The sequence below is a fragment of the Ruegeria sp. Ofav3-42 genome (assembly GCF_022347725.1).
In the GTDB taxonomy this organism is placed as follows: Bacteria; Pseudomonadota; Alphaproteobacteria; order Rhodobacterales; family Rhodobacteraceae; genus Ruegeria.
On sequence record NZ_JAKRGB010000002.1, the window covers coordinates 488,358 to 507,631 of the forward strand.

Genomic DNA, 19,274 nt, shown 5'->3' on the forward strand with positions numbered 1-19,274 from the left:
AAAAGGTGGTGCCATGCAAGACGACGTGATCCTCCGGATATCGAATCTAAGCAAATCCTTTGGTCCGGTCAAAGCGTTGCGCGGGATCGACTTTGAACTCCGCAAGGGTGAAATCCACGCGATTGCAGGGGAAAATGGCGCAGGAAAATCCACCCTGATGAACGTGATCGACGGGATTTTGCAACCTGAAAGTGGCCAGATCGTTCTGGACGGCAAACCGGTCAAAATCTCGTCACCTACGATGGCGCAGCAATTGGGCATTGGCTTTGTTCATCAGGAAATCGCTTTGTGCCCGGATGTGTCGGTGGCCGAGAATATCTTCATGGCCAAGACAAATACCAGCCGGTCCTGGCTTATGGATTATAACAAACTGGAACGCGACGCGGTCGATGTGTTTCGGCAACTCAGTGATATCGACCCATCAATTCTGGTAAAGAACCTTTCGATTTCAAACCAACAACTGGTCGAAATTGCCAAGGCCCTAACGCTGGATTGCCGCATTCTGATCCTCGATGAACCCACAGCCGCACTCACGGAAACCGAGGCTCAGACCCTGTTCGGGATCATGCGCAAGCTGGCGGATCAGGGGATTTCGATCATTTATATCTCGCACCGAATGGTCGAGATCTTCGACAACTGCGACCGTGTCTCGGTATTCCGGGACGGCCAGCACATCGTCACGCAGAACGTTGCCGAAATTCAGCCCAGTGACGTGGTGAATGCGATGGTCGGGCGGGTAATCGACAACCTTTACCCAGAGAAGCAAGTCGCGTCATCGGACGGAGTGATCCTTAAGGTTAGCAACCTGACTGAGGCAACGCGCTTCCGGGATGTCTCGTTCAATCTAAAAAAAGGTGAAATTCTGGGGATTGCCGGCCTGATCGGCGCTGGCCGCAGCGAGATAGTCAAGGGCATTTGCCAGCTTGAAGGCGATGTCACCGGTGACGTCTGGCTGAACGGTGAAAAACTGAACCTGCGCAACTATCGGGACAGTATCGCCAAGGGCATGGTCTACCTGTCCGAGGACCGCAAGGGGGATGGTGTGTTCCTCGATTTGCCGATTGCCGCCAACGTTTCGGCCTTGAAACTGGAGCAGGTAGCTAACGGAGTTGGTCTGATCCAATCCGCGATGGAAGACACGCAGGCCGCGACGTTAGGGCGCAAGCTGAACCTGAAATGCGGGTCTCTGAGCGATCCGGTGTCGTCCCTGTCGGGGGGTAATCAGCAGAAGGTGGCGCTGGCGAAGATGCTTTCGGTCAACCCGCGCCTGATCTTTCTGGACGAACCAACCCGCGGAGTCGACGTGGGCGCGAAATCAGAGATCCACCGTATCTTGCGCGATCAGGCGAATGAAGGGGTCGGGATCGTTGTGATTTCCTCGGAACTGCCTGAATTGATTGGTGTCTGCGACCGGGTGCTCGTGGTGCGCGAAGGGCGCATCAGTGGGCAGGTCACTGGCGATGAGATGACAGAAGAAAACATCATGCATCTGGCCTCGGTCATGGACGCGCAGGCGTCTGTCGCATGAGCGGAGAGACGAAAATGGACAACACCGTGAATCTGGCCCAAGCGGGCGCAACTGACAGCACGCCGTTTCTGATGCGCCTGTTCCGAATGCGCGAAACTGGGCTGATTGTCATCATCCTGGCGCTGTTCTTGATCATGTCTTTCGCATCGCCTTATTTTCTGACCTGGGCCAACATGCGCGCGATGTCGATGGCCTTTGCAGTCGACGGCCTGCTGGTGATCGGGATGACGATCCTGCTGATTTCCGGCGGTATCGACCTGTCGGTCGGATCGGTCACGGCACTGGCAATGGTAATCGCGGGATGGTTGTTTCTAAGCGGCATTGATCCGTGGGTCGCATCTGCCATGGCAATTGCGCTGTGCACGGCCATTGGAGCCTTTATGGGGTTCTTTGTTACCCGCGTGGGTCTGCATCATTTCATCGTGTCACTGGCGATCATGGTGATTGCGCGGGGGGCCTGTCTGCTGTTCACCGGTGGCCGTCCGCTGGGCCTCTATACTCTGCCGCCCGAGTTCAAATTCATTGGGCAGGGCTCGATTGGGCCGATCCCGATCGTGATCATCATCTTTCTGGTCTTCGTGATCGCTTTTGATTTCATGCTGCGGCGCACAACCATGTTCCGCAAGGTGTTCTATACCGGCTCGAACGAAAAGGCTGCGGCATATTCGGGCATTCGAACCAAGAAGGTGATCTTTCTGACAACTACGCTGTGTTCGACCTTGTGCGGCATCGCTGGCATCATCTACATGGCACGGTTCGGCTCGGCACAACCTACATTCGGGCTGGGGCTGGAACTGACGATCATCGCCGCTGCCGTCATAGGCGGGGCCAGTCTGAACGGCGGTTCGGGTTCCATTCTCGGCGCGATCCTCGGTGTGATCCTTCTATCACTTGTATCCAGCTCATTGGCGCTTCTGGATGTGTCGGTCTACTGGCAGGACATCATTCGCGGCTCGATCCTGTTGGTGGCAGTGACCATCGACCACTACCTGAACAAAAGGCGCGGGTGATGGTGGATAAAAGGAACGACTTTGAACTGATCCGGCAGATTCACACCGTACTGGTCCTGCATTATCTGGAAGGGCAAAAGCAGGCCGATATCGCGCGAGCACTGAATTTGTCGAACTCGAAGGTCAACCGCCTGATCACTCAGGGCCGCAAGATGGGGATGGTTAAGATCGACATCGAAAGCCCGTTTGACACATTAATGGATATCGAGCGTGATCTTACCCGATCGACAAGTCTGACTGAGGCCATCGTGACTCCGTCGGTCGCGGGCAGTCCTGAGACGACGTTGCAACAAGTCGGGCGCGCCGCAGCAAATCACTTGCTCGAAACTCTGCGGGACGGAGACGTCATCGCGATTACGGGGGGTAAGGCCATAAGCGCAGCGGTCGAGGCGCTGGAGGCTGAACGCGTCTTCGATGTCACGGTGGTGCCGCTGACCGGTGGTATTCAAGGCAAGTATTACACAGATGTGAATCATCTGGCGACGCAAATGGCAGAGCGGCTTGGTGGCAAACCAATGCTTTTGCACGCGCCGCTCTTCGCGGAGAGCCGCGACCAGCGCGATATGCTGAAACAGGTTTCATCCATCCGAGAGGTTTTGGATATAGCCCGTCGCGCCAATGTCGCGCTGGTGGGGATTGGTTCTATCGAACCTGAAGGCTCCAGCTATTACGATCTTCATCCAGTACCCGAGGCCGACCGCAAGATGCTGGTTGGCATGGGCGTGATCGGAGAGTTTCTGGCTCACCTGATCCATATCGATGGGTCTGTGTCTAACTATGCCCTGAATTCGCGGCTGGTCTCGGTCGCGCCAACCGATCTGGCCCAATGCACAAGGGTGATCGGTGTCAGTGCCGGGGCGCAAAAGGTATTGCCGATCAAGGCTGTGCTGAATGGAAAGTTTCTCAATTCGCTGATCCTGGACGAAGATACAGCGACCTCAGTCATACAGGAAATGGAAGGAACACGAGATGTCGCATGAGATGCTGACACGGGAAATCGGAACGTCTGGGATCGAAGCTTCGGCCATCGGGCTGGGCACATGGGCCATTGGTGGCTGGATGTGGGGTGGCACGGATGAGGCCAAGTCCATTGCGGCAATTCAGGCGTCGGTCGATGCCGGCGTGACGTTGATCGACACTGCCCCGGCCTATGGGCAGGGCGTCGCCGAGGACATCGTGGGGAAGGCCTTGAAGGGGCGGCGTGACAAGGTTGTGCTGGCCACCAAATGTGGTTTGGTCTGGCATACCCAAAAGGGCAATCACTTCTTCGACTATGACGGCAAGCCGGTGCATCGCTATCTGGGCAAGGATGCGATCATCCATGAAGTCGAGCAAAGCCTGACCCGCCTGGGTACCGATTACATCGACCACTACATCACCCATTGGCAGGACCCGACCACCCCTGTCGCTGAGACGATGGAGGCTCTGGAGGCCCTGAAACAGCAGGGCAAGATCCGTTCGATCGGGGCCAGCAATACATCGGTGGATGACGTGAAAGCCTATGTCGCGGCCGGTCAGCTCGACGCCATCCAGGAAGAATACTCGATGGTCAAGCGCGATATCGAGAGCATTCTGCTGCCAGTGTGTCGCGAGAATGGCGTGTCTGTGCTCAGCTATTCCTCGCTGGCGCTGGGGCTGCTCAGCGGCAAGATCGGGCCGGATCGTGTGTTCACCGGAGATGATCAGCGCAAGGACAACCCGCGTTTTTCGATGGCAAACCGCCAGAAAGTGGCGGACCTGATGGCGACTATCGCACCGATTGCTGACGCGCACCGTGCGACCTTGGCGCAAACCGTGATCGCTTGGACCGTGCAGCAGCCCGGTATCACCTTTTCGCTGTGTGGTGCCCGGGATGCGACGCAGGCGGTCGAGAACGCCAAGGCAGGGCAGCTACGCCTGACCGACACCGAGATTGCCGAGATTAACACGCAGGCTCTCGCGCATCTGAGCGATCTTGACACCTAAGCCTCAACGCATCGCTACAAACAGGACCACCATGTCAGAACAAAGACAACAAAACCTGTCAAGATTGCGCGAAAATCCTGCGTTCGACGTGGTGGTGATCGGTGGAGGCGTGAACGGTATTGGAGTCTATCGCGAACTTGCCCTGCAGGGGCTGCGGGTACTGCTGGTCGAACGCAACGATTTCGCCTCGGGGTGCAGCGCGGCCCCTTCTCGGATGATCCATGGCGGTCTGCGCTATCTTGAAAACGGTGAGTTCGACCTGGTTCGAGAGTCTTTGCAAGAACGCGATGCGTTGCTGCTGAACGCGCCACATATGGTGCGGCCTTTGCCCACGGTCATTCCGATCACGTCGGTTTTTTCGGGCATGCTAAATGCGGCGGCGAGTTTTGTTGGATGGCAGGGTAAACCTTCCAGCCGCGGCGCAGCGCCGATCAAACTGGGCCTGTCACTCTATGACTGGGTCACGCGCAAGCGGCGTATTCTGCCGCGGCATCATTTCAACAGCGCGAACCGGACTCGCAAGGATTGGCCCGCGCTGACACCCAAGGCCACGCGGTCGGCAGTGTACTACGATGCACAGATAAACCATCCGGAACGGCTATGCGTTGAGATGATCAAAGACATGCAAACCGCGGCTCCGGATTGCATCGCTCTTAACTACTCGGAAATGACGAGGGACGGTGAAGCCTATACCGTCACCGATCGGCGCAGCGACGAGACCATGCGGGTTGAGCCCAGAGTGATAGTGAACGCAACTGGTGCGTGGCTCGATGAAACCGCACAGACCCTTGGGGGGTCCGCGAACGAACAAATGGTCTCAGGTACCAAGGGTTCGCACCTGATCATCAACAACGCCACACTGTTGCAGGCGCTTGGCGGGCACATGGTCTATTTTGAAAACACCGATGGGCGAGTCTGCATCGTGTTCCCGTATCAAGGCAAGGTTTTGGCCGGATCGACAGACATCCGTGTTGACAAAGCCGCGCGCGTTAAGTGCGAACCAGAGGAGTTCGACTATATCCTCGGTTCGCTTAGGCTGGTGTTCCCGAAAGTTGAGATTACCCCGGAACAGGTGGTGTTCAGCTATAGCGGTATCCGACCGTTGCCCCGCAGTGATCAGGATTTCACCGGTCGGATTTCGCGCGGTCACTACACGCGGCGGTTGGAAGGGGAAGTCCCACAGTTCTGCATGATCGGTGGCAAGTGGACCACCTTTCGTGCCTTTGGAGAGCAAACCGGAGATGAGGTTCTTGCCGAGCTGGGAAAAACGCGTCGGGCTTCAACCCTTGGGCTGGCCATTGGCGGTGGTGCGCAGTTCCCCGATGATCCGACCACCTTGCAAAACCGGTTGACGGATGAATTCCATGTCACGCCTGACCGGGCGCAGCATCTCATCGGGCACTATGGCAGCCAGTCTTACGACGTAGCACTGTTCTGCCAGTCGGCGCAGGACGTATCTCTGGCAGACGACTGCCCCTATACCGAAGCCGAAATCGTCTGGTTGCTGCGCACTGAATTTGTGGAATCCCTGACCGACATCGTACTGCGTCGCACCGCGCTGGCGATCACAGGACAGATTTCCGCGGCTTTGTTAGAGCGACTGGGCGGCATCATAGCTGATGAACGCGGACTCACCCCACAAGAGATCAACGATCAGACCCAAACTCTGATCCATGAATTGTCCGAGTTTTATGGCGTCACCGCCGAGACTCTGACCGCACGAAACAAGGAACGGAGAACAGAATGCGTGTAAGCACCAAAGCCCGAATGAACCGGATGTTTACCAACGGGGGATGTCTTGACGTGGCGATCGACCACGGGGTCTGCAACGAGCCCAGCTTTCTGGTTGGGCTCGAAGATATGGCCGGTGTCATGGACACACTGATCGGGGCCAAACCGGACGCGATCCAATGCGCCTATGGGCAGGCAGACCTGCTGCAATCGCGACCGGAAAAGGACAAGCCCGCGCTTGTAATGCGGATCGACATGGGCAACCCCTACAACGATCAGCGCCACCGGGTGATGTGGTCGATGCTGCAGAACGCCGACGCGCCGATTATTGGCGCGCTGGAAATGGACGCTGCCGCCGTGGTGGTAAACCTGTTTATGCTGCCCGACGAGCCTGAGTTGTTCCGCCAATGTGTCGAAAACATCAGCCGGGTGCGTGCGGCCTGTCACAAATACGGGATGCCGCTTATGATTGAGCCTCTGGTTATGCTGCCCAACGATGTTCGCGGCGGCTACCAGGTGGATGGCAACGCCGAGAAGATCGTGACGCTGGTGCGTCTGGCTTCGGAGATGGGGGCTGACATCATCAAGGCTGACCCCACCGAAAACCCCGAGGACTTTCACCGCGTGATCGAAGCCGCGCGCGTACCGGTACTGGTGCGCGGTGGCGGCAAGGAAGACCTTCAGAACGTGCTGATGAAATCGGCAGCCCTGATGGCGCAGGGTGCGCAGGGGATGGTCTACGGTCGAAATATTTACCAGCATGACAACCCCAAGGCAGTTGTGGCCGCGCTGATGGCGATGATCCACAATGGCGCCAGCGGTGAAGAAGCGTGGGATATCTACAACCGTGTTTGAAAACGGGTACATACTGGGGCTGGATGCAGGGAACACGGTTATCAAGGCCGTGCTCTTCGATCTGCAGGGGCAGCCCGTTGCGATGAAGGCGCAGGACGGGCAATCCTCGACCCCGCAGCCGGGCCATGTGGAACGCGACCTGAATGAGCTTTGGGCTAATGCCCGGCAGGTGATAGCGGGCTGTATCGACGAGGCCGGTATCGACGCTGCGGAAATAATAGGTGTCGGATGCGCGGGCCATGGCAACGGGCTGTACCTTCTGGACAAAGCAGGCGAACCGCTGATCGGCATCCAGTCTTTGGACACGCGCGCCGCAGGAATGGCCGAAGAAATTTCCAACGCCAAGGGGGATGCACTGCACAGTTTGTGCCTGCAAAAGCCCTGGCCGTCTCAGACGCCCGTCCTTTTGGCTTGGATCAAACGCCACCGGCCCGAAATTTATGCCAACACCGGTACGGCGATGCTGTGCAAGGACTTTATCACCTGCAAGCTGACCGGAGAGCGTGTCACCGATATCTCGGATATGTCGGGCTGTGGCCTCATCCGAATGCCGGACTGCGCCTATGATGACGATCTTTTGGCGCTTTATGGTCTGAGCGACGCAAAAGGAATGCTGCCCCGGCTGATCGATCCGGCAGAGGTTGCCGGAACCGTCAGCGCGGAAGCCGCGGCTGCAACAGGTCTGGCCGTGGGTACACCGGTAATCGGGGGCTATTTCGACGTGGTTTCCAGCGCCATGGGCTCAGGTGTCGTGTGCGCGGGTGAGGCTTCGATCATCGCCGGGACGTGGAGCATCAATCAGGTGTTTTCCGACGCGCCTGCTGTCAACGATGGCCTGTTCATGGTGTCGGGTTTCGGGCCGAAGCGTTTCGTGAATATCGAGGCCAGCGCCACATCGGCGGCCAATCTGGAATGGTATGTACGCGAATTCGTTGAACGCGGTGCACACCACGATGATCCGTTCGGATATTGCAACGCCAAAGTGGCCGAGGTTGCGCCCGCCGCTGATGATCCGTTCTTTCACCCTTACCTCTATGGCTCGGGGCAAGGGGCCGCGTTCCGGGGTGGGTTCTACGGCGTCGCCGGTTGGCATAGCGAAGGCCATATGCTGCGCGCCCTGTTCGAAGGCGTTTTGTTCGAGCACCGGCGCCATATCGAGGTTCTGAAGTCCGCGGGCGTCAGATTTGATCGGGCAGTTTTGTCCGGTGGAGGGTCGCGCAGCCCGGTCTGGCCGCAGATGTTCGCTGATTGCCTGGGCGTACCGATCTTTGTGGCTGAGGCGCAGGAAACCGGCGCTTTGGGTGCGGCCATTGGCGTATCGGTGGCGACTGACGTCTATGGTTCTTATGAAGAGGCGATTGGCCGGATGACCCGTCGCAAATCCGAGTTCCTGCCAAACGTGGCCATGCAATCGCACTACAACACCCGATATGCACAATACCTCGCGCTGATCGAAGCGATGCGCGGATTTTGGGACAGCGCTCAGACCTCCACCGAAAGGTAGTAAAAATGAAAGCCGTGGGATTTCTGAAGTCTCTGCCGATTGACGAGTTGGACAGCCTGATGGATGTCGATCTGCCCGAACCCGCTCTGTTGCCCACCGACCTTCTGGTCGAAATCGAGGCGATCTCGGTTAACCCTGCGGATGCCAAACGCCGCATCCGGACGGCCGCCGAACAGGATCACACCGAGCCGTTCATTCTGGGGTATGACGCGGTGGGTATCGTCCGCAACATGGGCGCCGAGGTTACCGGTTTTTCCATAGGCGACCGGGTCTGGTACGCGGGCGATGCCAATCGTCCGGGATCGTATGCCGAGTTGCAGGCGGTTGATCATCGCATCGCATCGGTGGCCCCATCATCGGTCAGTCCCGCAGCTGCCGCTTCACTTCCCTTGGTGTCACTGACGGCGTGGGAGATGCTGTTCGACCGGCTACAAGTCCCAACAAACGAAACGCCTTCAAGCCTGTTGGTCATTGGAGGAGCCGGAGGGGTCGGATCGATTACCCTTCAACTGGCTCGCAAGCTGACTGGGCTGCACTTAATCGCGACCGCCTCGCGGCTGGAAACGGTCGAGTGGTGCCGGAACATGGGCGCGCATCAGACGGTCAATCACCACAACCTGATCGCCGGAGTTCGGTCGGCTGGGCTCGAAACCGTAGACTATATCACCCAATACGCCGACACCGCGCAGCACTGGGATGCAATGTGCGAGCTCATAGCTCCGCAAGGTCGGATCGGCACTATTGTCGAAACAACTGAAAAACTGGACATCTCGGCCCTGCAAGGCAAATCCGCTGCGCTGATGTGGGAGCTGATGTTCACGCGCTCGCTGTATGGCACGGCAGATCTGGCACGCCAGGGGCAGATTCTGTCGCGTGTCGCTCGTCTGGTTGATGACGGTGCCATCCGAACAACTGAACAAAAGATGCTTCACGGCTTGTCGGCGACAACGCTGAAAGAGGCACATGCGATCATTGAAACAGGCCGGATGATCGGCAAACTTGTAGTTGCGTACTAATCGGAAAGACCAGTAAGCCATGACAGACGCCCGACAACTCGATGGAGACTACGACTATATCATCGTTGGCGCTGGTACGGCTGGATGCGTACTGGCCAATCGCCTGACCGAAGACCCTAAAACAAGAGTGTTGCTGCTCGAAGCGGGCGGGTCGGACAATTACCACTGGGTGCATATTCCGGTGGGATATCTCTATTGCATCGGCAATCCGCGCACTGACTGGATGATGAAAACCGCACCTGAACCGGGGCTTAATGGGCGCTCTCTGGTCTATCCGCGTGGTAAAGTGCTGGGGGGATGCAGTTCGGTCAACGGCATGATCTATATGCGCGGACAGGCGGCGGATTACGATCACTGGCGTCAGTTGGGCAATACTGGATGGGGCTGGGATGACGTGTTGCCCTTTTTCCTGAAATCCGAAGATCACCATGCCGGGCGTAACGATATGCACGGGCACGGTGGTGAGTGGAAGGTATCGAAACAGCGGCTGGAATGGGACATCCTGAAGGCAGTTCAGGATGGGGCCAAAGAATTCGGCATCCAACCCCGCGCTGATTTCAACGATGGCAGCAACGAAGGTACCGGCTTTTTTGAAGTCAATCAGCGCAATGGTTTGCGCTGGAACACGGCCAAAGGCTTTCTGCGCCCGGCCATGAAGCGCCCCAACTTGCGCGTGCTGATCCATGCTGAAACCGAGACCCTGCTGTTTGATGGTAAGCAGGTGACCGGGGTGCGTTATCAACACAAGGGCACACGATACGAAGCTCATGCCACTGCAGAAGTTCTGTTGGCGGCGGGCGCGATTAACTCGCCCAAAATCCTGGAACTGTCAGGCGTGGGTCGGAGTGATATTCTGGGTGAACACGGTATTGCACTGCATCACGAAAGCCCTGGCGTCGGAGAAAACCTTCAAGACCACCTGCAAATCCGGACGGTCTTCAAGGTCCAAAATGCAAAGACCCTTAACACGATGGCGAATTCACTGGTCGGGAAAGCGAAGATTGCATTGCAATACGGGCTTACTCAATCGGGCCCTATGTCGATGGCTCCCAGCCAATTCGGGATGTTCACAAAATCCAACCCCGATTTGGCTACGCCCGACCTGGAGTACCACGTGCAGCCGCTGTCTACCGACAAGTTGGGTGACCCGCTTCACCCGTTCCCTGCGATTACAGTCTCAGTCTGCAACCTGCGGCCTGAAAGTGTGGGCAACTGCCATATTCAGGCGGCGGATACAAAAACTCATCCGGACATTCGCCTGAACTACCTGTCGACCGAAAATGACAAACACGTCGCCGCGAAATCTGTGCGGCAGGCGCGGGCGATTATGACGGCGAGCGCTTTGAAACCCTATCGACCGGAAGAAATCCTGCCCGGGCCAGCGATTGAGACAGAAGAAGACCTTGTGAAGGGTGTAGGAGATATCGCCACGACGATCTTCCACCCTGTCGGCACATGCAAGATGGGTTCCGATGCCTCTTCCGTGGTGGGCGCGGACCTTAAGGTGCATGGCCTGATGGGGTTAAGGGTGGTGGACGCGTCGATCATGCCGAAAATCGTTTCGGGGAATACAGCCTCACCTGTTGTGATGATCGCGGAAAAAGCGGCGGATATGATCCGCAAAGGAGCCTAAGACATGAGTGAAATCGTGATCATCGCTCAGGTCGTGCCGGAAAGCGGTCAGTCAGATTTGTTGCGCAACGCGATCGAGGAACTGGCCTCTGCCAGTCGTGAAGAGGCAGGAAACAAAGGATACGATGTGTTCGTTTCACCCGACCAAACGACCGAATTTTTGATCCATGAGATTTGGGTTGATGCTGAGGCGATTACTAATCACGGGCGCATGCCGCACATGGCCAGGTTCAAGGAAATCGTAAAGGGAAAGGCCCGAGTTTCCGTTCAAAAGCTGGCGAAAATATAAGAGCTTCGGGATTCGTATTTCATTTTTCTGCCGAGTTTCGACGATATTTTCTTCCTCTGTCATGGCTATGGTCACCGCGAAGTCGTTTGTCCGCCATTGGCATGCGTTTTTCTGGGGAATTTAAGATTTAAAAACAGTTAGTTATGCGGATTTTAGATTATTCTTGGGCGCCAAGATTCTTTGCTGAATGACCCTCAAAAAAGTTGACTAATCGGACTAAAATGATAATAATACCAAATACTGCAAGAAATTTCAGTCCCGGTTCCTGAGGAGGGGCGCTGACTGGGATCGCGGCCCCGGTGTGTATCACTTCGGATCGGCCGTACTCTGGAGAAACCAAAAGGGAAGAGAGGAAAATGCAGCGGAGGAATGTACTCAAGGCGGGCCTGCTGGCGACGACACTGACATTTGTTGGTGGGGCTGGGGCTTTTGCTGATGACGGCAAACGGATCGCGTTCTTTGTATCTGACTTGTCGAACGTGTTTCACCAGTCTCAGGCAGCAGAAGCCGAACGCTATGCCAAGGAAAAATATGGTGCTGAGGTGGTGGTTTTTGACGGTCAGGCAGATTCTGCCGTGATGACGCAGAATGTCGATCAGGTCGTGGCGGGCGGTTTCGATGCCGCCACATTGCACATTTGGGATGCCGAAGCAGCAACGCCGGGCGTTGAAGACGCGCTGGCCGATGAAATCGTCATGACCTCGTTCTTCAGTCCAATCACCGATACAGGCATCCCAACCGCGCGCAGCGATGAGGCGGCTGTTTCTTTCGAGATGGGCGCACAGATGGCGAAAGCTTGGAAAGAGGCACATCCCGATAAACCAATTGTCATGGTACAACTCGGCTGGCCAAACCACACTGAAGTGAACTCGGGCCGGACTGCACCTTTTGCTGAAGGTGTGTTGTCGGTTGACCCCGATGCCGAAAATCTGGGCGCGCTGGATTCCAGCAAAGGCCAGGAAGCAGCCAAGCAGATTATCGTCGACCTGCTGACACAGCGACCTGAGGTGAACTTGATCTACTCCGAAGCATCCAACCTGACCGTGGGCACCATGGCCGGACTGGCACAGTTGGGTCGCGGTAAGTTCGACAATGGCAAGCCGCTGACAGAGATCGTAGCGAGCGTGGATTTTGACTCGGTCGAGTTCGAGCAGGTCTACGACCCGAACTCCAGCCTCAAGGCCTCGATGGGACTGCCGCCGGTTGAGACTGCGCAGGGTCGAATCGACCTGATCATGGATGTTCTGGACGGCAAGGTCGAACGGACCTCGGATACGGCTGAAGAGTTCTTCTACAAGGCCTACACCGTCTCCTACTGGTCCATGCCTAAGGAAGAGGCAGAGCAGTGGCTGAAAGATCAGTTCGGCGGTTAACACGCTGAACGACCCAGTCACCAGTACGGGACTTGCATATAGGTCCCGTACTGGTGGCAACACATCCAAACTCGGATAAGCTTGATCCAAGGGCGCGACCAGTTTGCGCGCATTGGAGGCTTGCGGACTAAAAAAGGGGATGATCGTGCAGACTGCCTTTGCCGAAAAAGCACAGGAAAAAGCACTGTCAGTCAGGGAGTTGACCAAGGACTATCCCGGTGTGCGTGCCGTGGACACGGTGTCGTTCGATATTGATCGTAACACGGTGCATTGTCTGGTCGGAGAGAACGGGGCCGGTAAGTCGACTATTGTGAAGATGTTGACCGGAGCGTTGACCCCCACCAGCGGTTCGATGGCCATTCTGGGCCGGGATTATGAGCCGGGCAGTACCCAGGATGCTCGTGAAAGCGGTGTTGGTACTCTGTTTCAGGAACTGCATGTGGTCGACCAGTTGACCGTTCTGGAAAACCTGACATTGGGGATGGAGGCCAGCAGGTTCGGCTTTCTTGTAAAGTCCGATCTTGAGAATCGAGTAGTCAAAACCCTCGCCGCCATTGAGCCGACGATTGATCCGAAAGCGCGTGTGTCGTCGCTAAGCGTGGCGCAGAAACAGATTGTCGAAATCGCTCGTGCCGCGTCCTCTGGCGCCAGTATCATCATCATGGACGAACCAACCGCCGCTTTGTCGGAACGCGAAGTGGAGCGCTTGTTCGGAGTCATTCGCCGTCTGCGGGATTCAGATGTGACGGTCATCTATATCTCGCACAAGCTGGATGAGATTTTTGAGCTGGGCGACAATGTCACCGTCATGCGCGACGGTAAGCACATCGCCACAAAACCTCTGGCCGAAGTGAACGGTCGACCCGAGTTGATCGAGATGATGGTAGGCCGTGCGATCACCCATGACTACGAACCGCGCGGCGAAATAGCGGGTAATCCGGTGCTGAACGTTAAAGGTTTGTCCAATCACCTGCTTAAAGACGTGTCTTTTCACGTGAATGAAGGCGAGATTGTCGGTTTCTACGGTCTGGTTGGCGCTGGCAAGACTGAGGTTGCACGCGCGATCTACGGGGCCGACAAGGCTGACGGGCAGATTGACTTCAAGGGCCGCAAACGCGCAGCCTCGCCTAAAGAAGCCATTGCGGCAGGGATTGCGCTGGTCCCCGAGGAGCGGCGTACGCAGGGCTTATTCACGGAACTCACGATCCGGCGCAACATTCCGATCATGAACATCCGCAAACTGGCCAGCTTCGGTATATTTCAGGATGAACGCGAAAAGGAGGTAGCCCGAGAATATGTGGGTATGCTGGGGATCGCAACAAACTCAATTGAGAAATACGCGGAGAAGCTCTCTGGCGGAAACCAGCAGAAGGTCGTCCTGTCGAAATGCCTGTTCGCGGATGCGGATATGCTGCTGCTGGACGAACCTACGCGCGGGGTCGATGTGGGTGCGAAATCGGAAATCTACGATCTGATCCGCGATCTCGCCAATAACGGCCGGGCGATTTGCATCTTCTCGTCGGAACTCGAAGAGGTGCTGGGCATCTGCGACCGGGTTTTTCTGATGTACGACGGCCAGGTTCAGGCCACGATTAAGAACGGAGCAGAGGTCGACATTCCGCATATCCTGAATGTTGTAACTGGCGGGGGCAGCGAAAACACATGACCGATCAGGCAGTCGAAGGCCGCAGGCTGGCCGCGCGGGATAACAGGCTGAGTGATGAGATGTTCATCACATCTCTGGTGGCCGGGGCCGCCGTGGCGTTGTTCCTGTTGGCGTCTATTCTGGTGCCGAATTTCTTTCAGTTTCAAAACGTTGTGAATCTGGTGACGAATAACTGGGCGGTGATCTCTCTGGGAATTGGCGTCACGTTCCTGCTGGTCTCAGGCAATTTCGATCTGTCAGTCGGTGGTGTCGTTGCACTGTCCGGTGTTTTGGCGGTGTGGTTCGCGCAGGCCGCAGATGGGGCGAATGCGCTGTCTTCGGGTTGGGGAATGCCGACATGGCTTGCGATGTTCTGTGCTTTGATCGGAGCGATGTTGATTGGAACGGTCAACGCGGTCTTTGTCGTCGCGCTGCGTGTGCCATCCATCATCGTCACGCTGGGCACGATGATGCTGGCGCGTGGGATTGCGCAGGTGATCACGCAAGGATCGCAACGCAACACCAATCTGCCCTCGGATTTCGGGATGTTGGGGAATATGGCCATGTTCGGCAGTTCGATCAAAATGCCAGTGGTGCTCATGGCGATCCTGATTCTTACGGCGGTATTCGTCGAGCGTAAGACGGTGTTCGGGCGTTTGACCTATCTCATTGGCGCGAATCCGGTGGCCTCGCGCCTGTCTGGGGTCGATAACGCGCGGCATGTGATCAAGCTGTATCTATTCAGTGCGGTGATGGCCGGTGTTGTTGGTATTCTCCTGGCATCAGAGTTCAAATCCGGCTTCTCCAACCGTGGAACGTTGATGGAGTTCGACGCTCTGGTCATCTCATTGCTGGGTGGTGTCGCGATTGCCGGAGGTTTTGGATCGGTCATCGGAATGTTCTTCGGAGCAATCATTTTGGCGACCGTGACCTCAGCGGCCACGGGGCTGGTGCTTTCACCGGACTGGCAATTCACTTTGAAAGCTCTCGCTGTGTTCATCGCGATCATGGCACAGTCATGGGCTCTGGCCCGGAGGCACACGGGATGATCGATCTGACCCAAAATCCCAGTTCCGGCGACCGAGTAAAGCGGTTCCTCAAAGACTACTATATCTATTTGGTACTGATCCTTGTCGTAGTGGTGCTCAGCACCGCCAATCTGGACAAGTTCCCTCTGTTCGAGCGCGGCAACTTCCTGAGTGAGCGCAATATAATAAATATCTTGCGCATCTCGGCACCGATCCTGACGCTGGCCGGAGCGTTCACCCTACTGATGATCTCTGGCTATATCGATCTGTCGGTGGGGAGTGCTATGAGCCTCAGTGCAGTGGTCTACGCCATGCTTGCCATAAACGGTGTGCCCTTTTTGCCGGCCTTTGCCCTGACGGTACTGTTGGGTGTTCTGTTGGGTGCGATCAACGGGTTCCTGGTGATTCGACTGAGGATCACTCCGGTCATCGCCACACTGATCACTCTGAGCCTCTATAAGGGCGTTGCGCTGCTTCTGGTCGAAGATGGCGTTTCGGCAATCAAATCCGGCGGCGGGCTGAAGATGCCGAGCTGGTTCAATGATTATGGTCGGGATGGCGTCTTACTGGGACTGCCTTGGGCCTTTTGGGTGGCCATTCTGGTAACCATTGCGATGATCGTCACGCAGGATCGGATGAAACTGGGCAAATACGCGGCTGCAACCGGCGGTAACCCGACTGCCGCTAAGCTTTCGGGCATCAACACCGCGCGCACAGTGATCACACTTTACATTCTGGTCGGCATCTGCGCCGCATTGGCTGGGATTGCACGGTCAAGCTTTATGTCGCTGGGCGACCCCTTGTCAGGCGATGGCATGGAATTAACCGCTATACTCGTGGTTCTGTTGGGTGGTACAGCCTTCAGCGGCGGCGAGGGGCGTGTTCTGAAATCCTTTATCGGGGCATTGATCATCATGTCACTTACCGTCGGAATGTTGACACTGGTGCCTGCATATTTCCAAACTCTGGTCGTGGGCACCGCGTTGCTTCTGGCGGCGGCGTCGAACCATTTGGTAAGCAGAAAGGACAGCGAGAGTTGAACGCAAGCGGACCCGATCCAGAAACCCTGCGCCAGATTGCCCGTGTCCTGACACTGCATTTTCAGGAAGGTCAACTGCAAGCCGAGATCGCAAAAAGCCTCAAGCTGTCCACTGCCAAGGTGAACCGGCTGATCAAACAAGGTCGTGAGATGGGAATGGTTGAGTTTCGCATCCACAGCCCATTCCAACGGTTGTTTGATCTGGAAAACCAGCTGAAGCAACGATGGTCCGGTGCCGATTTTCTGGTAGTCGACACTGTCACCGATAATGCCGGTACCACACTGGATCTTGTCGGCAAAGCCGCGGCCCAGCATCTTCAAAGCACCCTGGAAGACGATGACGTCATCGCCATCTCAGGTGGCAAGGCTCTGAGCGCAGTTGCAAATCACCTCCGACCGCGGGCTTCTACCTTAAACATCGTCATACCAATGACGGGCGGAGTTCAGGGGCAACACTACACCGATGTGAATCATATTGCGACGCGCATAGCAGACGGGCTTGGCGGTACGGCAACCCTTATCCACACTCCACTGCATGCGGATACCCAGAAAGAACGGGACATGCTCATGTCGGTCCGTGCGGTACGGGATGTGTTGGATCAGGCAGGCAACGCCGACGTCTCGCTTTTGGGGTTAGGCGCAGTAACCGGAGAGGATGCGACCTACTACAAAGCCCACCCATTGTCCGAGAGCGATCGGGTTCAGTTATACAACAGCGGCGTCAGGGCCGAATTGCTTGGCCATCTGGTCGATTCCGCAGGTGAGCTTTGCGATAGCGCGTTAAACTCGAAATTGGTCAGCCTGCCGCTTTCGGATGCCAAGTTAGTTCCAATCCGTATTGGCGTGGCAAGCGGTAAAGAAAAAGTTGAGCCGATATTAGCCGCATTAAACGGGCGACATATCAATACCTTGGTCGTTGATGATTTAACCGCACAGTCAGTATTGGACATCGCAGAAAACTGATGGCGTTTATGCTTGCGACGCTTTTTTACAGGCCCAACCAACAAGAATGATGAACCACCGTTGCGCGGATTGCCACATTCAAGAATTGGGACGCGAATTCATGCAACTTTGCGTACTGCCGACCTTGGGCCGAACAAATGCTGCGCCGCGTACCAATGTCCAGTTCGAGGATCTGGTAAATCAATAAGTTCAGCACAGCGAATGGTTGTAATGGGGGTTTCCGTCCAAACCTAATGATAAAGGTGGCTGAACTGGAGACCTCGCGGATGATGTGTTCTTAGACCCATAAAGATCCTTCGGGTCAACTCACCCAACGCAACGGGATGGGCCGTAAATTGACCTATCTGAGACGCGCTTTCGAAGCCGTCGACCTGTTTCGACGTAGATGTTTACTTCTTGCTCGCGTACAAATCGTCCAGGCGGTGGTACGGCGCGGTGTCCTGAAACTGTTTCACGAGTTCAGCGTAATTCAATCGATCCCGCCTACTTTCTATCGTGGTTCAACATGGCTTCGTCCAATGCATTTGACACCGTATCCTTCGCGAACCTGCATTCAGCAGTACCCATGGCCGCCGAACCCGCAGAGCTTGCCATGGTACGTGTGGATCAACAGTCTACTCCATCGCTCGAGTTCGAAGATTTTGGTGACCCAGTAATGCTCATGACCTGGTCGAGATCGTCAGCGAGCCCCATTGATTGATGTAAGCAATTCCATCTTCTCATGCGAAGAGGCGGGCTCATTCCCTAGCGGGACATCCTTCACGTCGCGGCCTTCCCATTTGACTTCGACGCCGATGCGTTTCAGCGCGCCCTTCACAAGAGCTTTGACCTCAGACCGAACGCTTTTTTCTGATTGAAAAACCGCGAATGACGAAACCGCGGTCAGATCTGCGGCGTAGTGCTGCTCAAAGACCACCTTCGCTTCAAACATGTCCTTGACGATATCATGCAATATACGCGGCTTCGTTGCCCGCCCCTCTACGAGCGATCTATCAAACTCAATCAACGCCAGTACTGCGGCCTCGTAGTCATCTTCTTGAGACGAATTCTGCGATGTGCTTTTCGATCGAGCGCGTGCACCTTCATCGCCGTCGCCATTTTTCAACAGATCGTTCTTTGTCATCTTTTGATCTCCAATTCGATTGCGGTCATCGTTAAAAACTTGGGACCTCGTGCCAGGGAACACCTGCCCCAATAGGCCCAAAGCTGGTCACCAATTGTCGCGCGCACTCCGACATTTGTCGTAACGCATTGAATCTGGTACACGATCAAGGAACGCTTCGACGTTACTGCGCAGCAATCCCTGTGAAATCCCAAGTGGAGCGGTCCAGCGTCAGAGGAATGAGACCTCGAGCGCCGATTGACGAATACCGGAACCTGTGGCTCCGAGCCCAACTTGCAACCGAAAGATCATGTCTCAGGGTGTCTCCCGAGGAAAGGGCATTCTATGACGCGTTGGCCAAGAACAACAGCGCCGTCGAAATCATGAGCAACGACGAACTGCGGGTCATTGCCGCCGAGCTTGTAGGTACCATCCGGAAGAATTCAGGTACGGACTGGTGGCGCCGTGAACCGCATTTCGCAGCCGATGCGCGAGAAGATCAAGGATCTGGCTCTGAAGGAAAGTGAGCTGTCTCCGCGTGAGTTGGCTGTCCGCTTCACTGACACCGAAAAGTATTTTGTGTCAGAGGCTTCG

The 19,274-nt window shown here is 56.0% G+C and carries 17 protein-coding genes; 16 read left to right on the top strand and 1 reads right to left on the bottom strand.

All coding sequences use genetic code 11. The features are described 5' to 3' along the window. Positions 1 to 13: 13 nt before the first annotated feature. The 15 genes from MHN28_RS05210 to MHN28_RS05280 all read left to right on the top strand — a co-directional run bounded on the left by MHN28_RS05210 (position 14) and on the right by MHN28_RS05280 (position 17,578). Positions 14 to 1,528, top strand: coding sequence for a sugar ABC transporter ATP-binding protein (locus tag MHN28_RS05210; RefSeq protein WP_239336774.1), 1,515 nt, complete (start codon positions 14 to 16; stop codon positions 1,526 to 1,528). 14 nt (positions 1,529 to 1,542) lie between these two features. Next, complete coding sequence (locus MHN28_RS05215) at positions 1,543 to 2,538, top strand: ABC transporter permease (RefSeq protein ID WP_239336777.1); 996 nt, start codon at positions 1,543 to 1,545, stop codon at positions 2,536 to 2,538. Continuing rightward, on the top strand, positions 2,538 to 3,518 hold the full coding sequence (locus MHN28_RS05220; protein WP_239336780.1) for a sugar-binding transcriptional regulator: 981 nt from the start codon (positions 2,538 to 2,540) through the stop codon (positions 3,516 to 3,518). The genes MHN28_RS05215 and MHN28_RS05220 overlap by 1 nt, the downstream gene beginning before the upstream one ends. After that, positions 3,508 to 4,503, top strand: coding sequence for an aldo/keto reductase (locus MHN28_RS05225; protein ID WP_239336783.1), 996 nt, complete (start codon positions 3,508 to 3,510; stop codon positions 4,501 to 4,503). The genes MHN28_RS05220 and MHN28_RS05225 overlap by 11 nt, the downstream gene beginning before the upstream one ends. 31 nt (positions 4,504 to 4,534) lie before the next feature. Then, positions 4,535 to 6,256 carry a glycerol-3-phosphate dehydrogenase/oxidase gene (locus MHN28_RS05230; protein ID WP_239336785.1) on the top strand — a complete coding sequence of 574 codons (1,722 nt, stop codon included), beginning with the start codon at positions 4,535 to 4,537 and terminating at the stop codon, positions 6,254 to 6,256. Further along, the gene (locus MHN28_RS05235; protein ID WP_239336787.1) at positions 6,247 to 7,089 is read left to right on the top strand and encodes a class I fructose-bisphosphate aldolase; all 843 of its coding nucleotides are present in this window, start codon (positions 6,247 to 6,249) and stop codon (positions 7,087 to 7,089) included. Before MHN28_RS05230 ends, MHN28_RS05235 begins: the two co-directional genes overlap by 10 nt. Next, a complete protein-coding gene (locus tag MHN28_RS05240) occupies positions 7,043 to 8,593 on the top strand; it encodes an FGGY-family carbohydrate kinase (protein ID WP_239336789.1) in 1,551 nt (516 codons plus the stop codon). The genes MHN28_RS05235 and MHN28_RS05240 overlap by 47 nt, the downstream gene beginning before the upstream one ends. Positions 8,594 to 8,598: 5 nt before the next feature. Beyond that, positions 8,599 to 9,609, top strand: coding sequence for a zinc-binding alcohol dehydrogenase family protein (locus MHN28_RS05245; protein ID WP_239336791.1), 1,011 nt, complete (start codon positions 8,599 to 8,601; stop codon positions 9,607 to 9,609). A gap of 19 nt (positions 9,610 to 9,628) precedes the next feature. Continuing rightward, the gene (locus MHN28_RS05250) at positions 9,629 to 11,242 is read left to right on the top strand and encodes a GMC family oxidoreductase (RefSeq protein ID WP_239336793.1); all 1,614 of its coding nucleotides are present in this window, start codon (positions 9,629 to 9,631) and stop codon (positions 11,240 to 11,242) included. Positions 11,243 to 11,245: 3 nt separating this feature from the next. Next, positions 11,246 to 11,530, top strand: coding sequence for a putative quinol monooxygenase (locus MHN28_RS05255; RefSeq protein WP_239336795.1), 285 nt, complete (start codon positions 11,246 to 11,248; stop codon positions 11,528 to 11,530). Between the two features lie 356 nt (positions 11,531 to 11,886). Continuing rightward, a complete protein-coding gene (locus MHN28_RS05260; protein WP_239336797.1) occupies positions 11,887 to 12,903 on the top strand; it encodes a substrate-binding domain-containing protein in 1,017 nt (338 codons plus the stop codon). A 145-nt stretch (positions 12,904 to 13,048) separates the two neighbouring features. After that, positions 13,049 to 14,569 (top strand): sugar ABC transporter ATP-binding protein, encoded by a 1,521-nt coding sequence (locus tag MHN28_RS05265; RefSeq protein WP_239336799.1) that lies wholly within the window; start codon positions 13,049 to 13,051, stop codon positions 14,567 to 14,569. Continuing rightward, positions 14,566 to 15,597, top strand: coding sequence for an ABC transporter permease (locus MHN28_RS05270; RefSeq protein ID WP_239336801.1), 1,032 nt, complete (start codon positions 14,566 to 14,568; stop codon positions 15,595 to 15,597). The genes MHN28_RS05265 and MHN28_RS05270 overlap by 4 nt, the downstream gene beginning before the upstream one ends. Further along, positions 15,594 to 16,616, top strand: a complete 1,023-nt coding sequence (locus MHN28_RS05275; RefSeq protein WP_239336804.1) for an ABC transporter permease — start codon at positions 15,594 to 15,596, stop codon at positions 16,614 to 16,616. The genes MHN28_RS05270 and MHN28_RS05275 overlap by 4 nt, the downstream gene beginning before the upstream one ends. After that, positions 16,613 to 17,578: a sugar-binding transcriptional regulator gene (locus MHN28_RS05280; protein ID WP_239336807.1), complete on the top strand. Its 966-nt coding sequence runs from the start codon at positions 16,613 to 16,615 to the stop codon at positions 17,576 to 17,578. The genes MHN28_RS05275 and MHN28_RS05280 overlap by 4 nt, the downstream gene beginning before the upstream one ends. 679 nt (positions 17,579 to 18,257) lie before the next feature. On the opposite strand, the gene MHN28_RS05285 is transcribed toward MHN28_RS05280, so the two are convergent. Further along, a complete protein-coding gene (locus tag MHN28_RS05285; RefSeq protein WP_239336809.1) occupies positions 18,258 to 18,701 on the bottom strand; it encodes a hypothetical protein in 444 nt (147 codons plus the stop codon). Positions 18,702 to 18,919: 218 nt separating this feature from the next. On the opposite strand from MHN28_RS05285, the gene MHN28_RS24960 reads away from it, so the two are divergent. After that, on the top strand, positions 18,920 to 19,207 hold the full coding sequence (locus MHN28_RS24960) for a type I restriction enzyme endonuclease domain-containing protein (RefSeq protein WP_370645655.1): 288 nt from the start codon (positions 18,920 to 18,922) through the stop codon (positions 19,205 to 19,207). The last annotated feature ends 67 nt before the right edge of the window (positions 19,208 to 19,274 follow it).